Genomic DNA, 14,589 nt, shown 5'->3' on the forward strand with positions numbered 1-14,589 from the left:
GAGCAAGCTCCCTCGCCACGGTTAGTCGGCACCCGGTTATCCAAGGAGCAACGATGACATTCACAGTATGGGTCGCGGTGCTCGGTGCGGTGTTGCTGACCCTGGCCCTGACCGCCTCTTATCTGCGCTGGATGCCGGTCACCACCTCGGCGATGTGCCTGGTGTTGGGCGTTGCCATCGGGCCGCTGGGGTTGGGCGTGCTGAGGCTGGACATCAGCGACTCGTCGGTGTGGATGGAACACCTCACGGAAGTCGCGGTGGTGTTTTCGCTGTTCGTCAGCGGCCTCAAGTTGCGCCTGCCCCTCAACGACCGGACCTGGCGCGTGGCCTACGGGCTGGCCGGGCCGGTGATGATCCTGTGCATCGCCGGCCTGTGCCTGGCACTGCACTATCTGTTGGGCCTGAGTTGGGGCGTGTCGATGCTGATCGGCGCGATGCTGGCGCCCACCGATCCGGTGCTGGCGGCGTTGGTCCAGGTCAACGATGCCCGGGATGACGACCGGGTGCGGTTCGGCCTCTCGGGCGAAGCGGGACTGAACGACGGCACGGCGTTTCCCTTCGTGATCCTCGGCCTGTTGATGCTTCGTGAAGACGGCAGCGGTTTCCTCGGTGAATGGTTGCTGCGCAACGTCCTGTGGGCCGTGCCGGCCGGTCTGCTGGTCGGCTACTGGATGGGCCGTGGCATCGGCAAGTTGACCTTGTCGATGCGCATCAGGAATGCCGACAGCACCTTGTCGCCCAACGACTATCTGGCCCTGGCGCTGATTGCCCTGGCTTACGTCGTGGCCGAGTGGATCCAGGGCTACGGTTTTCTCTCGGTATTCGCCGCCGGGCTGGGGCTGCGTCAGGCCGAGGTCAAATCCACCGATGAAACGGCACCGCCGGCGGAGCACCTGGTGCAACCGGTGGTGGGCCACGAAACCGTCGATCCCCAACAAGCCGTCGCAGGGGATACCGAGTCGCTGGACGATGGCCAACTGGCCGCCGGGGTCATGATGAGCGACATGCTGGCGTTCGGCAGTCTGGTGGAACGGTCGATGGAGGTGTTCCTGGTGACGTTGCTGGGGGTCGTGCTGGCCAACCATTGGGATTGGCGAGCCTTGGCGGTCGGCGCCCTGCTGTTTGTCGTGATTCGCCCGTTGAGTGTGCTGGTGGTGCCCTGGCGGCGATTGCTCGACGGACCGCAACGGCTGCTGATCGGCTGGTTTGGCATTCGCGGGGTCGGCAGCCTGTTCTATCTGTTTTTCGCCTTGAACCATGACCTGCCGCCAGGCGTGGCGCAACTGTGCATCAACCTCACCCTGTCGGTGGTGGCCTTGAGTATTTTGATTCATGGGGTCACGACCCAGCCGACCCTGGCATGGTACGAGCGCCGCAAGCATCCGCGTTGAGCCACTGTGGCAGGAGATGAACGCTGTTGTGGCGAGGGGATTTATCCCCGCTGGGGCGCGAAGCGGCCCCCCATGGAGTTGACGCTTCGGTGTATCAGGTTGAATGAGAGGGGCCGCTTCACGCCCAGCGGGGATAAATCCCCTCGCCACAATGATGCCCGACTTCAAAGGGTTTGCTTAACCGCCAGGATCGCTTACTTGGATATAAACCGAATACGCCCCCAGCAACACCCAGAACGTGGCGAAGATCCACGGTGTACGCAGCGAGAACAGCAATGACTTGCGGTACCCCTTGTGGGTCGATTCGCGCTCGCTGAACAAGGGCGATTCGTCATAGGCCAGGCCCATCAGGGGCTCGGCGCGCAATAGTTCGCTCTGCTTGAAATGCCAGTGATCGATGATCTCGTAGGCCGCCTTGATGCCCGGCCAGGCGTTGAGCGAACTCAAGAACCCCAGCAAGGCCAGGAATGGCGGCACGATCAGCGTGAACAACTTGCCCCACTCCGGGTTCAGGTTGGCCATGCACGAGGCGAAGGCGATCACCAGGAAGGATTGGGCGGCCAGGTAAGCATCGGTTCGGTTGGCCAGGATGCTGGTTTCGTATTGGATCTCCCGGCGGTAGAAATCCAGCCGTTCCTTGGGCGAGCCGAACAGTTTGGCGTTGTGTTCCGTCAGTTCTTCTTCCGGGGTTGGCCCGGTGAGTATTCTGGGCATTGCGCAGGTTGTGCCTCGGTGATGATTCGGACTCATTAGAAGAATCCGGCCCGCGGCAAGTTCAAGCCAATGGACCACAGGTGCGGCGAAATCCGAGGAAACGCTGCCCAACGGCAAAGGTCTCTAATGCGTAAGGGCAAGAGGACGGTTTGCGTGGATTATCTTGGATGGGTGCAATGGCCAGCGATGCTCGTGACGGTGCTGGCCGCCTGGCTGATCGGCTCACGCCAACCCCGACGTCGAGTGGCGGGCTTCAGTTGTTTTATCGCGAGCAACATTCTGTGGGTGATCTGGGGGCTGCATACCGATGCGTATGCGCTGATCGTGTTGCAGTTTTGCCTGTGTGCGATGAATTTGCGTGGGTTCAAGAAAAACACCGAATAGGCGAAGGCGGCTGCTCTTGTGGCGAGGGAACTTGCTCCCGCTCGGGCGCGTAGCGCTCGCCTGCTTTTGGGGCCGCTTCGCAGCCCAGCGGGAGCAAGCTCCCTCGCCACAGGAGACAACTACCTTCCTGGCTATTTCATCGTCTGCCCAATGATCTGCATCAGGTCAATCTGCTTGAACGGCTTGATCAACCGAGGCAGTTGCGCGGCGAAACCTTCCAGGCGTTCGGCATAACCGGTGGCCAGGATGATGGGCAGGCTCGGTTGGCGGTCGCGCAACACTTTCGCCAACTGCGCGCCGTCCATCTGCGGCATGGCCATGTCGGTGATCACCAGGTCGATGTCCAGGTTGCGCTCATACAGTTCCAGCGCCTGGGCCCCCGACGGCGCGCAAAGGACTCGGTGCCCCAGGTCTTCGATCAACAGGCGCGTGCTGGTCAGCACCAGGCTGTCATCGTCGACCACCAGCACTTTCAATTCATGGACCGGCGGCGCCGCTTCCTCGATCGCCGCTTTACCAGGGGCCGAATCGCCGGCCACTGGCAACCACAGTTCGGCGGTGGTACCGACACCTTTCTGGCTCTTGAGCGTCAGGCGGCCACCCAACTGCTCCGCCAAGCCATGCACCATCGACAAGCCGAGGCCGGTGCCCTTGCCGACGCCCTTGGTGGTGAAGAACGGATCCACAGCCGAAGCCAGCGTGGCTTCGTCCATGCCCTCGCCCTCATCGGTTATCGTCAGGCAAATGTAGCGCCCGGGGGCCATCGGCTTGTCCGGCGCGGCATCGGCCCCTTGCCGCTCATCGGCGGCGATGATGATCTGGCCGCCATGGGGCATGGCGTCCCGGGCATTGGTCGCCAGGTTGAGAATCGCCAGTTCCAATTGGTTGACATCCGCCAGCACCGGCGACAGCGCCTCGTCGAAACGGGCCTGGATGTGGATCGACGGGCCCAGGGAGCTTTGCAGCAATCCGCTGATGCCCTGCACCAGGGCCGACAGCTCGACCGATTCGTAGGTCAGTTTCTGCCGACGGGCAAACGCCAGCATGCGTTGGGTCAGCGAAACCCCGCGCAGCGCGCCCTGAGTCGCGTTTTCCAGCAATTGGGTGAGTTTCGGCTCGCTGGGCATGCGCTTGCGCACGATTTCCAGATTGCCAAGGATCACCGTCAACAGGTTATTGAAATCATGGGCAATCCCCCCGGTGAGCTGGCCGATGGCTTGCAATTTCTGGGATTGAAACAACGCCTCGCGGGCCTGTTCAAGAGCCTGCTGGGCCTGGGTGGCATCGGTGATGTCGCGGGTGATCTTGGCGAAACCCAACAGCGTGCCGGTGTCGCTGCGAATCGCATCGATGACCACGTGGGCCATGAAGCGCGTGCCGTCCTTGCGCATCCGCCAGCCTTTTTTCTCGAAGCGTCCTTCGCTGGCAGCGATGCTCAACGCCCGCTGCGGTTCGCCGGCATCGCGATCCTCGGGGGTGTAGAACATCGAGAAATGCCGGCCGATAGCCTCCACCGGCAGATAGCCCTTGATCCGCTGTGCCCCCTGGTTCCAGTTGGTGACCTGGCCTTCCGGGTCGAGCATGTAGATGGCGTAATCAGTGACGCTTTGCACCAGCAGGCGAAATTGCTGCTCGCTTTGCTTGAGGGTTTCCTCGGCCATCTTGCGGTCGGTCAGGTCGCGGGTGATCTTGGCGAAGCCGAGCAAGATGCCACTCTGGCTGTCGATGATCGGATCGATCACCACATGGGACCAGAACAGCGTGCCGTCCTTGCGCACCCGCCAGCCCTCGCCTTCGAAACGCCCCTCGCGCACGGCCGTGTCCAGCGCCCGTTGCGGCAGGCCGGCGGCGCGGTCCTGGTCGGTGTAGAACCGGGAGAAATGCTGGCCAAGGATTTCGGCTTCCTCGTAGCCCTTGAAACGCCTGGCACCGGAGTTCCAGCTGGTGATGATGCCCGAAGGGTCGGTCATGTAGATGGCATAGTCGACCACCGCATCGATGAGCAAGCGAAAGCGCTGTTCCTCGTTGATGAGCGGGGTCTTTGGGTCATTCTCGAGCATCTGGCCGGGGCATCCGTGTGGATTTTTTGCGGATTATGGAGCAAGTCTGGCGTCAGGAAAAATGATTGAGTGATCAGCAGCTCTCCAGACAGCTCACAAACCCGAATCCTACTCAGTTCCCTGTGGGAGCGAGCTTGCTCGCGATGGCGGTTTATCAGCCAGTCTTCATGTCACTGACAGACCGCTATCGCGAGCAAGCTCGCTCCCGCAGGGTGCACACTGTGTTTCCGGGGTGACCGACCACCAACGCGGCAACAGTTGCTGCACCCTGGCCTCGCCAAACCGATCGTCGATCAGCATCACTGCCCCGCGATCCTGCTGGGTACGGATGACCCGGCCGGCCGCCTGTACGACTTTTTGCAATCCCGGATACAAGTAGGTGTAATCGTAGCCGTCGCCAAAAATCGCCGCCATGCGCTGTTTCATCTGCTCATTGACCGGGTTGAACTGCGCCAGCCCCAAGGTGGCAATAAAGGCGCCGATCAGGCGTGAGCCCGGCAAGTCGATGCCCTCCCCGAACGCCCCGCCCAGCACCGCAAAACCAATGCCCTGGCTGTGCTCCATGAAGCGTTCGAGAAACGCCTGCCGAGGGGCTTCGCCCATGCCCCGCGATTGCGTCCAGAGGTCGATCCGTGGGTATCGCTCGGCAAACAGCCCGGCCACTTGCTGCAAGTAATCGAAGCTGCTGAAAAAAGCCAGGTAATTGCCCGGGCGCTCGCTGAACTGGCGGGCCATCAACGTGACGATCGGCTCCAGGGACGCCTGGCGATGGGCAAAACGGGTGGAAATACGGCTGACAACCTGTACGTCCAACTGCTCGGCCTTGAACGGCGACTCCACGTCGATCCACACCGTGTCGCCCGGCGTCCCCAGCAAATCCGCGTAGTAATGCCGAGGGCTCAGGGTCGCCGAGAACAGCACGGTGCTGCGGGCCGCCGTCAACCTGGGCCGCAGGAATGCGGCCGGCACCACATTGCGCAGGCACAGCGTCGACAGGCTGCGCTGGCGGCCGAGCTCACGCTTGTGGATGTCGAACAGGAAGTGCTCGTCGAAGGTCTCCGCCACCCGACCGAACTGCAAGGCATCGAAGTAGAACGCCTGCAGTGCGCTGTCCAGGCCCTGGGGGTGATCGTTGAGGTAATCGCCAATCGCCGTGGTGCAGGTGGCCAGGGCCTGGAGCAGCTTTTCCGGAAGTTTTTCATAGGCCTGGTAGGCCGCCACCTGGGGCGCATGCAAAGCGTTCCACTGGCGATTGACCCGTTCCAGGGATTTCTTCAGCGCTTCGGGGGCGGTCTTGCGCACACTGCTCAACGTGGCCTGGTCGAGGGTCGCGCTGTACATCTGCCGTCCGCGCTCCACCAGGTTATGCGCCTCGTCCACCAGGGTCGCGACGGTCCAGTTATTGGCCTGGGCCAGGCCAAAGAGCAAGGCACTGAAGTCGAAGTAACAGTTGTAGTCGGCGACTACCACGTCGGTCCAACGGGCCATTTCCTGGCTCAGGTAATACGGGCATACCTCGTGGGCCAGGGCAATCTCGCGCAACGCCGCCTGATCGAGCATGGCGACCCGACTCGCCGCTGCCCGGGCGCCCGGCAGGCGGTCATAAAATCCAAGGGCCAGCGGGCAGGATTCGCCATGGCAGGCTTTGTCCGGGTGTTCGCAGGCCTTGTCCCGGGCGATCATTTCCAGCACCCGCAACGGCATCGACGGCGCGCTGTCGATGATCACGCGCGCCGCGTCCAGGGCCAGCTTGCGTCCCGGGGTTTTCGCCGTGAGGAAGTAGACCTTGTCCAATTGCTGCGGCGCCAGGGCCTTGAGCATCGGGAACAAGGTGCCAACGGTCTTGCCGATGCCGGTGGGCGCCTGGGCCATCAGGCAGCGGCCGGTGCTGACCGCCTTGAATACCGATTCGGCCAAGTGCCGTTGCCCCGGCCTGAAACCCGCATGGGGAAATACCAGCGCCTGGGCGCCGAGGTTACGCGCCTGTCGATGGGCCATTTCCTGCTCGGCCCAGGCCAGGAACGCCGCGCATTGTTCCTCGAAAAAGGCTTGCAGCTGTGGTGCCTCGAAGCGTTGCGCGAAGCGGGTTTCCTTTTCGCTGACGATGTCGAAATACACCAGGGCCACGTCGATGTGCGGCAACTGCAGCTTCTGGCACATCAGCCAGCCATAGATTTTCGCCTGGGCCCAGTGCAACTGGCGGTGGTTGGCCGGCTGTTTGCTCAGGTCGCCCCGGTAGGTCTTCACTTCTTCAAGGCACTGGTGGGCCGGGTCATAGCCGTCGGCCCGGCCTTTGACTTTCAGTGTCTGGTAATGACCTTCGAGGGCCACTTCAGCCTGATACCCCTCGCTGCGCCGCGAAGCGACGGTGCGGTGGCCGGCAATGCCTTCCAGGGCCGTGGGCGACGGCGTGAAGCGCAGGTCCAGGTCGCCCACCTTGGCGGTGAACTCACACAGCGCCCGCACGGCGATGCTGTAGCTCGGTGCAGGGTTCATGCGGCCCCATCGCGAGCAAGCTCGCTCCCACATTCGATTTGTGGCAACTCAGCGCCTGTGGGAGCGAGCTCGCTCGCAATGGCGGACTCCGCCCATTGCACATAACAAACGGCAACGGGCATCTGGTGCTCATGACAGAACTCCAGCCAGCGCAGTTGGTTGTCTTGCAGGCGATCACCGGGGCCTTTGACTTCGATCATGCGGTAGGTCTTGAGCTGCGGCCAGAACTGAATCAGGTCCGGCATACCGGCGCGGTTGGCCTTGATGTCCAGCAGCAGGCGCTGGAACCAGTGCTTGAGATGTTCGGCCGGCAGGCAATCGAGGGCCTGTTCCAGCAACGGTTCGGACAACGCGCCCCAGAACACGAACGGCGATTGCACGCCCCACTTTTCGGCGTAACGGCGGCCGATGGTCTGTCGATAGCGACCGTCGTCCAACTCCGCCAGGCAGACCGCGAACAACTCGGCGCGACGGGCATGGAAGTCCTCGTTGAGCAGATCGACCGGCCCGCGCTGGAACGGATGGAAAAACGCGCCCGGCAACGGCGCGAAGATCGCCGGCCAGCACAACAGGCCGAACAGCGAATTGATCAGGCTGTTCTCGACGTAATGCACCGGCGCGGTTTCGTCGTGCAGATGGGCCTGGACGTGGTATTCCACCGATAAGCCTGGGTCGACGCGAGGCAGATGCAAGTCCAGGCGCTCCACTTCCCGGGCGATTGTCCGTGGCACTGGCGGGCCGCCCAGCTTGCGCCGCAGGCGAGGCACGATCCGCAGCAACGCCTGGGTTTCAGCAGCGCTTTGCGGTGCCTGTGCCGCCGCCTCACCCAGTTCAAGGGCCAAGGCATATTCGCCCATGCGCTCCAGCACCCGGACCCTCCGCAGCCGCGCGCCTGGGTAGGTGCAATCGCGATAGATGCACAAGGCCAAGGCGAAATCGCCGATGCGCTCGCCGTACTGGCCGATCTGGAACAACAACTTGCCCCGGCGCCGTTCCAGCCATGGATTATCCAGGGACAGGTCGTTGACCTGGGCGACGATCTCTTCCACGGGCTCGCCGGCTTCGAAGCGCAGTTGGCAGTCGTGCAGGAACAGGCAGGCATCGACGTCTTCGCGGCTGCGCAAGCCCCGTGACTCGGTGCTGAATTCGACGGTTTCGTAGGTGAAGATGCCCAGGTCCGCCAGGACAAATTCCGACCAGTCCTGGTAAAGGTTGCCAAAGAACATCAAGCGCAGCCTGTCGCACAGGTCCATGATCGTCAGGCTGTACAGCCGATCATCGAGCTGCGGACACCAGGCACGGAACGGTTGAGGTGGGTTGGAGTGATCCTCCAGGGCCTGGAGCCATTCGGTCTTTTTGGCCTTGGGGTGCTCGATCAGGTGGCCCAGGCACTGGAGGATTTCCACCTTGAGCAACACCTCGAACAGTTCGACGAGCCCGACCGGGGCCTGTTCCTCGACCCAACCCAGCGCCAGCAATGGCTCGACGGCGACGCCAATGTCGCCGATTTCCGGATAGTTGAGCTTGTTATGACGGAACCGTAGCCCTTTGCGCATCACCATCCGCACCAGCAAGCCTTGGGAGGCACGGGGTAGCGCCGCGAAATCGTTGATGAAGCGCTGCTCTGCGCTGCTGAGCACATCGGCATAACGCTGGGTCAACCACGCCAGCACTTGCTGGAAGTTGTTCAGGTAGTAAAACGGATCGTCGAGAGAACGGGTTGCCACGGAAAGAAACGCCAAGGATGTCGAGGTACTGGTTATGCATACAGATAACAGCTGTAAACCAGCCAGGCAACCGCAAAAGATGAACGGTCTCCTATATTTAAGGTGAAATCCTTCAGCTAGCGATGAACTTTCCTACGGTAAGCGAGACCAATGGCGGTTGACTAAGATGATGGCGCGGTCGAATCAGCTGCTCCGTGTCCTTTGGATTTGAGAGGTTATGGTTATGAACATGAAGTTTGTGGGCCTGCCCCTGGTTGCCGTGGCATTTATGGCGCTGGCTGGCTGCGCGTCGCCCACGGTGGTGACTTTGCAGAACGGCACCCAATATTTGACCAAGGACACCCCCAACACCCGCACCGTCGATGGTTTCTATGAGTTCGAGGATATTTCCGGCAGACAAGTCCGGGTCCGCGCCGATGATGTGGCCACCATTCGCAAGGAAGACTGATTCCAGTGATTCGCCTGGTAGGCCGCCATCGCGAGCAAGCTCGCTCCCACAAAGGCTCGGTGGTGAACACAAATGCTGCATCCACCCATAATCCACTGTGGAAGCTGGTGGTGAACACAAATCCTGCATACACTCCGAACCCCCACTGTGGGAGCGAGCTTGCTCGCGATAGCGATATCAGGCGAACACGATCCCGTCGCCGCCAACCCGATCGAGACCAACCCCCACCAGGGTCACGGAACTGTCACCGACCTTGAGCAGCGTGTCATTGCCCACCTGTGACAGGTACTCGCTGTCGTCATGACCTGTCCCGGCGCCCGGCACACCGAGGAACACCAGTTTGTCCCCCGCCTCATACCCCGTGATCCGGTCCTGGCCAAACGAGCCGTTGAACAGGAAGGTGTCACCGCCACCGCCCGCTTGCATCAGGTCATTGCCCGCACCGCCGACGAAGGTGTCGTGACCCGCGCCGCCTACCAGCACGTCGTTGCCGTCCAGGCCAAACAGCCAGTCCCCCTTCGCACCCGCCACCAGGGTGTCGCTGGCCGCGCTGCCCTTGACCGATGACGCATAGGCCGTCAGCTTGGCGCCGGCCATCAAGCCGTTGGCGGTGACGCTGTGGTTCACCTCATCCTTGAGCAGCCCCCAGAACAATCCGGACTCCTTACTGACCAAGGTGCCGATGTCGCGGGTGACGCTGATCCCGCCATGGGCATCGCGCACGTACAGCGTCCCGGCGCCGTCATGGGCGAAACTGAAATCCTTCACCGACTGCTGCAACTGCAGACTGTTGCTGCCCTGCCCGCCCAGTATCACGTTGTAGCCACCGCCATCGCGGAACGTATCGTTGCCGCCGCGCCCTTCCAGGTAGTCGCTGCCCTGGCCGCCCTGGATCAGGTCGTTGCTATCGCTGCCGATGATGAACGTGCTACCGGTGTGGGTTTCAGCGTTGCGGTTGAGGTCCTGCACCCAGGTGTCGGCGCGCGCAGGGTCCGACAGGTTGGCGACAATGATGGTGGAGTCTTTTTCGGTGAGGTCGTAGAACGCCGAGTCCATGATCCGGCCCATGCCATCGCTGTAGCCGCTGGGCAGGTGGGAAATCCAGGTGGGGATGTTGAGGATGGAAAACGGCAACACGTTCCAGGCCGCCGAAGCGTAGTGGTCATTGAAACTGACGATGTTGTTGGTGGCGGATTCCTGTTGCCCATCGTGCACACCCACCGAGGCGAGGTTGAACGTCGAGCCGTCCAGGGCGCGGAACACCGGATCGTTCTCGTAGCCGATGTTCAAGACTTTGTCGGTGCTACTCTGGGTCGGCGAGGCGTAGGCGATGTAATTGGCATCGGCATAGAAGCCTGACCATTGCTGGTAGCTCAAGTCCGCCAGGCTGTTGACCGCCAGCCCACCCAGGCTGTGGCCGCTGACCAGCACGTCCGCGCCCGTGAGCCCATGGGCCTGGGCAAACTTCGCGACATTCTCCAGCAGGCTGCCAAAGGCTTCGCCGGCGTAGTTTTTCGCATAATCCTTGGGGCCCAGCGCGGCCATCAGGTCGTTGATCACGTCGCCAATGGAATCGCCAATCAGGTTTTCCCGAGGGCCACTGGTGCCGCGAAACGACACGCCGATTTCCTGCAACTGCCCCGTTGCGTCGTATTTGCCAAGGATCTCGACCTGCGCGGTGGTGTAGCCAGCCTTTTCGCCAAAGAACGTCCCACGAGCATCCACCTTGCCGGCGTAGCCCAGTTGCTCGGCGCTGATGGGTGTCCAACCAGCTTTCTGAACGGCTTCCAAGGCGAGTTTTTCCGAATCGGGATTCCACGGCACGCCAGGAATCACCCCTTGGGAATCGGTGCCCCCCAACAGCGCGGTGACCAGGGTCGCCGGCAGGCCGGCACCGAAGCCGTTGTGCTGGTACCCGGCGGCAAAGCCGTGGTCGAGGTTGTGGTAGGAATACAGCATGATCGCCATTGCGTCGCTGACCAGTGCCTTGGATTCGGTGGTGCCGAAGTTCTTGTAGTCGTAGATACCCATGGTGGTTGCTCTCTTTTTGTTGTTGGAATGCTAAAACCATCTGATGGAGGATCATTGTGGCGAGGGAGCTTGCTCCCGCTGGGCTGCGCAGCAGCCCCAACACGGTTGTCGCGGTGTGCCAGGTTGATCCGGTCAGCCTGTTTGGGGGTGCTTCGCACCCCAGCGGGAGCAAGCTCCCTCGCCACAGAAGACCTGTTCAGACCTTCCCTCTGCAGAAGTGCCTGTTCAACGCCTTCTCTTGGTCAGAACTGCCAATCCAGGGTCAAGCCCACGCCATGGGTTTTATCCCGCGCGCCGAGCAGGCCGTTGTAGTCCAGGTTGACCCGCACATCCTTGGCGACGGCGAGCCCGGCACGGGCGCCGATCACGGCGGCGTTGCGGTCCATGGACACGCTCTGCACCGCGAAGGTGTTGCTGCTGCCGGTAAAGGCCAAATCCTGTTCGGACGTGGTGCTGCTCAGGTTGTGCTGCCAGCCGAGGGAACCGGACAGTTGCAGTTGCCGTTGATCCAACAGCGCCAGGGTGTGGCTGGCCCGCACGCCCAGGGTCGAAAGCACGGCATCGCGCCGGTCATCACCACCGTGCAGGGCCGCGTTGTCACCTTTCTCATGGAAGCTGTCGCTGTCCAGGTGCACATAGGCCAGGTTGGCGAACGGTTCCAGGGCTACCGGTTGCACGTCGAGGCGATACGCCGCTTCAGTGAAGAGTTGGGAGGTCCGCGCATCACGCTTGGTTTTCTCCCGGCCACTGACGTCGCCCCATTGCAGGTCGCGCTTGACGTCGATGCGGTGCCAGCTGTGGGCGCCGCCGACGGTCAGGCGCAGCGCATCGATCTCATGCCCCAGATAGACACCCAGGTGATAGCTGTCAGCCTTGGCCGAGGAATGGGTGCCGTCGCCCATGCCCAGCGAACTGTCGCTGTAGCCGGTGACGAAACCCAGTCGCGTCTGCTCACTGATCAGGCCATCGACACCGGCCAGCAAGCCGCCGATGGAACTGGTCGTGCCGGCGCTATCATGCCCACCCTCGTTCTTGCCCCAGGCGCCCAGCACCTTGAACCAGGCATTGCTGCTGGCATCGGTCGGTGTACCGGCGTCGTAGAGGGCGTCCTGGCGCAGGCGATCGCCCACGGCGTCACGCAAATGGCGGCTGTCGTTGATCAATTGCGTGCCGATGGCCGGGTGGATTTCGCCGGACAACTGCTGGAACGCCTGTTGTGCCACAGCGGCATTGGGCGCCAGCAACAGCGCCTCGTACAGCCCGTTGCCCGCGCCCAATTGCTCGGCGGCAGTGGCCACGGAGCGCTGGTTGGGCGTCAGGCCGAGGCTGGCAAATGACGCGTCGTTACGCTGGACCGCCAGTTGGATACCGCTGGCGCCGTACGCCAGGTCGCCCCCCAGGAAGGCGTAGTTGGGTAACACCTCGGCAAAACGCCCATCAATGCCACCGGCAGCCTGCAGGATGTTGAACTGTCTACCCAGCAGGCTTTTCACTTCGCCGGCCGTGAGCAGCGTCGGGCTGTTCTCCAGGGACAGCGACACCGTCGCCCCGTCAATGGACGCCTTGCCGCCAGCCACGATCAGGTCGCTGGAACTGGGCGAGACTTCCACCGCGTAGTTCGAACCGGGTTGGAACGTCACGTCGCCGGCCACCTGCAAGGTGCCGATGGAGTTGCCCGGCGCCACGCTGCCGCCGCGGTTGGCGGTCAGGCTGGCGATCCGGCCATTGCCGCCGAGGATGCCGCCGTCGTTGACCGTCACGGCCGATGCCAGCGAACCATTGATCGCCAATCGTCCTTGATTGACCAGGGTCGGCCCGCTGTAGGTGTTTTCACCGGTGAGCACCAGGGTGCCGATGCCTTCCTTGGTCAACCCGCCGTGACCGGCGATGTCGTTGCGCCAAACGTCCAGGCCACATTGGATGCCGCTGCACACCCGCTCCGTGGGTTTTCCGGCATCGATGATCGCGCCGATGCCCGGCAGGTCCGCCACGAACTGAGCTGAACCGTAGGCGCCGTCGATGCGAAACTCCTCGGGAATGTCCTGTTCGGTCACCAGCATCGATGGGCCGTCGATGGCCTTGCCCAGGTTGATCATGCCCCAGCCATACAACGAATCGACGCCCGGCGCGCCCATGTCGGTGGCGGTGGTGCGCAGCACGCTGGCGACCTGGGCACCGGTCATGTAGGGGAAACGCTCCATCAACACCGCCACGCTGCCGGCGACATGGGGCGCGGCCATGGAGGTGCCACTCTTGTTGGCGTAGCCCACGGTCAGGTCGTCGGCACGGGTGCCGCCGATCACCGCGCTGTAGACCCGGGTGCCCGGTGCCGACACGCAGAAACTGGCGGTGTAGCCGCAGCGCGACGAGAAGGTACTGATGGTGTACGGATCGGGGCTGGCGGTGTCCGGGTTGACTTGCAGCGCCGCCACGGTGAGCCAGTTCGGCGCGATGTCCGGGACGAAATACGCCAGGCCTGCGATGGCATCGGGGTTATTGAGGTTGTAGTCGTTGCCGGCGGCGAAAATCGTCACGATCCCGCTGCGAGCCGCGGCGATGGCCCCTTCGTAGGCACCGCCGGGCTTGGTGCCCAACAACGGCTGGATCTGATCGAATTGCAGTTGCGCATCCTGCACGGTGAAGTGCGGGAACGCCGGATCGCGACCGCCCTGGTCGAAGCGATCGGTGATACCAATGCCCCAGCTGTTGTTGATGATCCGTGCGCCGCTGGCGATCAACGCGTCCCAGCCCGCCTTGTACACCGCGCCATCATTGCCCCGGATGATGCCATCCTCGGGGCCCGGGTCGCCGTTGTCGGCGCTGATGATCTGCGCATCGAACGCCACGCCGTGCATCGGGCCGCCATCGCGACTGCCGGCGGCGATCCCACCGACGTGGGTGCCATGGGAGCCCAGCTTGCCGTCGGAGCCGACGGTCGGCGAGCCGTCGTAGCGGAACGAATCGCCGGCTTTCACCGGGATGTAGGGATCGGTGTATTCGCGGATGCCGCTGGTGACCAAGGTCACGACCTTGTCAGTACCGGAGAACTCGGGGTGCGCCGCATAGACCGGCTGGTCAAAGATCCCCAGCTTGACGCCCTTGCCGGTGTACCCGGCGGCGTAGGCCTGCTGCGCGTTGATCGCACCCAGGCCCCATTCGGCGTCGAACTCGCTGCTGCGCCAGCTGTCCGGCTCACCCGCCCTGCCGCCCTCGACATAAGGCGCCGCCTGGGCCGTGCCCAAGGTCGCCAGTGCGCAGAGCATGGCGCGGTTGAGGGTCTTGAGCAGATACACGCGACCTGTCGGTCTGGGTTGTTTTTTGTTTTCGATTTTCATCAC

The 14,589-nt window shown here is 62.6% G+C and carries 9 protein-coding genes; 3 read left to right on the forward strand and 6 right to left on the reverse strand.

All coding sequences use genetic code 11. The features are described 5' to 3' along the window. The first annotated feature begins 53 nt into the window (after positions 1–53). Positions 54–1,391, forward strand: coding sequence for a cation:proton antiporter (locus tag ACLH0I_RS15885; protein WP_411384713.1), 1,338 nt, complete (start codon positions 54–56; stop codon positions 1,389–1,391). A 177-nt stretch (positions 1,392–1,568) separates the two neighbouring features. On the opposite strand, the gene ACLH0I_RS15890 is transcribed toward ACLH0I_RS15885, so the two are convergent. Further along, positions 1,569–2,105 carry a hypothetical protein gene (locus ACLH0I_RS15890; protein ID WP_411384714.1) on the reverse strand — a complete coding sequence of 179 codons (537 nt, stop codon included), beginning with the start codon at positions 2,103–2,105 and terminating at the stop codon, positions 1,569–1,571. A gap of 153 nt (positions 2,106–2,258) precedes the next feature. Here ACLH0I_RS15890 and ACLH0I_RS15895 point away from each other — a divergent pair, with 153 nt between their 5' ends. Continuing rightward, positions 2,259–2,489: a hypothetical protein gene (locus tag ACLH0I_RS15895; RefSeq protein WP_186706776.1), complete on the forward strand. Its 231-nt coding sequence runs from the start codon at positions 2,259–2,261 to the stop codon at positions 2,487–2,489. Positions 2,490–2,620: 131 nt separating this feature from the next. Here the strand turns inward: ACLH0I_RS15895 and ACLH0I_RS15900 are convergent, their stop codons facing one another. The 3 genes from ACLH0I_RS15900 to ACLH0I_RS15910 all read right to left on the reverse strand — a co-directional run bounded on the left by ACLH0I_RS15900 (position 2,621) and on the right by ACLH0I_RS15910 (position 8,772). Next, complete coding sequence (locus ACLH0I_RS15900) at positions 2,621–4,549, reverse strand: PAS domain-containing sensor histidine kinase (protein ID WP_250966042.1); 1,929 nt, start codon at positions 4,547–4,549, stop codon at positions 2,621–2,623. Positions 4,550–4,714: 165 nt separating this feature from the next. After that, positions 4,715–7,045 (reverse strand): ATP-dependent DNA helicase, encoded by a 2,331-nt coding sequence (locus ACLH0I_RS15905; RefSeq protein WP_411384715.1) that lies wholly within the window; start codon positions 7,043–7,045, stop codon positions 4,715–4,717. Further along, complete coding sequence (locus tag ACLH0I_RS15910) at positions 7,042–8,772, reverse strand: VRR-NUC domain-containing protein (RefSeq protein WP_411384716.1); 1,731 nt, start codon at positions 8,770–8,772, stop codon at positions 7,042–7,044. Before ACLH0I_RS15910 ends, ACLH0I_RS15905 begins: the two co-directional genes overlap by 4 nt. Positions 8,773–8,995: 223 nt before the next feature. Between ACLH0I_RS15910 and ACLH0I_RS15915 the strand changes: the two genes are divergently transcribed. Further along, entirely contained in the window at positions 8,996–9,220 is a 225-nt protein-coding gene (locus tag ACLH0I_RS15915; RefSeq protein WP_186706770.1) for a YgdI/YgdR family lipoprotein, read from the forward strand. A 177-nt stretch (positions 9,221–9,397) separates the two neighbouring features. Here ACLH0I_RS15915 and ACLH0I_RS15920 read toward each other — a convergent pair whose 3' ends face one another. After that, on the reverse strand, positions 9,398–11,251 hold the full coding sequence (locus ACLH0I_RS15920) for a polyurethanase (protein ID WP_411384717.1): 1,854 nt from the start codon (positions 11,249–11,251) through the stop codon (positions 9,398–9,400). Between the two features lie 242 nt (positions 11,252–11,493). Further along, complete coding sequence (locus ACLH0I_RS15925; protein WP_411387514.1) at positions 11,494–14,514, reverse strand: autotransporter domain-containing protein; 3,021 nt, start codon at positions 14,512–14,514, stop codon at positions 11,494–11,496. Positions 14,515–14,589: the final 75 nt, after the last annotated feature.

The organism is Pseudomonas sp. MPB03 (genome assembly GCF_046605385.1).
In the GTDB taxonomy this organism is placed as follows: domain Bacteria; phylum Pseudomonadota; class Gammaproteobacteria; order Pseudomonadales; family Pseudomonadaceae; genus Aquipseudomonas; species Aquipseudomonas zanjanensis.

What these genes read in the sequence shown, in the direction of transcription:
- ACLH0I_RS15885 (WP_411384713.1), top strand. Translation starts at nt 54, where the DNA reads ATGACATTCACAGTATGGGTCGCGGTGCTCGGTGCGGTGTTGCTGACC.
- ACLH0I_RS15890 (WP_411384714.1), bottom strand. Translation starts at nt 2,105, where the DNA reads ATGCCCAGAATACTCACCGGGCCAACCCCGGAAGAAGAACTGACGGAA.
- ACLH0I_RS15900 (WP_250966042.1), bottom strand. Translation starts at nt 4,549, where the DNA reads ATGCTCGAGAATGACCCAAAGACCCCGCTCATCAACGAGGAACAGCGC.
- ACLH0I_RS15905 (WP_411384715.1), bottom strand. Translation starts at nt 7,045, where the DNA reads ATGAACCCTGCACCGAGCTACAGCATCGCCGTGCGGGCGCTGTGTGAG.
- ACLH0I_RS15915 (WP_186706770.1), top strand. Translation starts at nt 8,996, where the DNA reads ATGAACATGAAGTTTGTGGGCCTGCCCCTGGTTGCCGTGGCATTTATG.
- ACLH0I_RS15920 (WP_411384717.1), bottom strand. Translation starts at nt 11,251, where the DNA reads ATGGGTATCTACGACTACAAGAACTTCGGCACCACCGAATCCAAGGCA.
- ACLH0I_RS15925 (WP_411387514.1), bottom strand. Translation starts at nt 14,514, where the DNA reads ATGCTCTGCGCACTGGCGACCTTGGGCACGGCCCAGGCGGCGCCTTAT.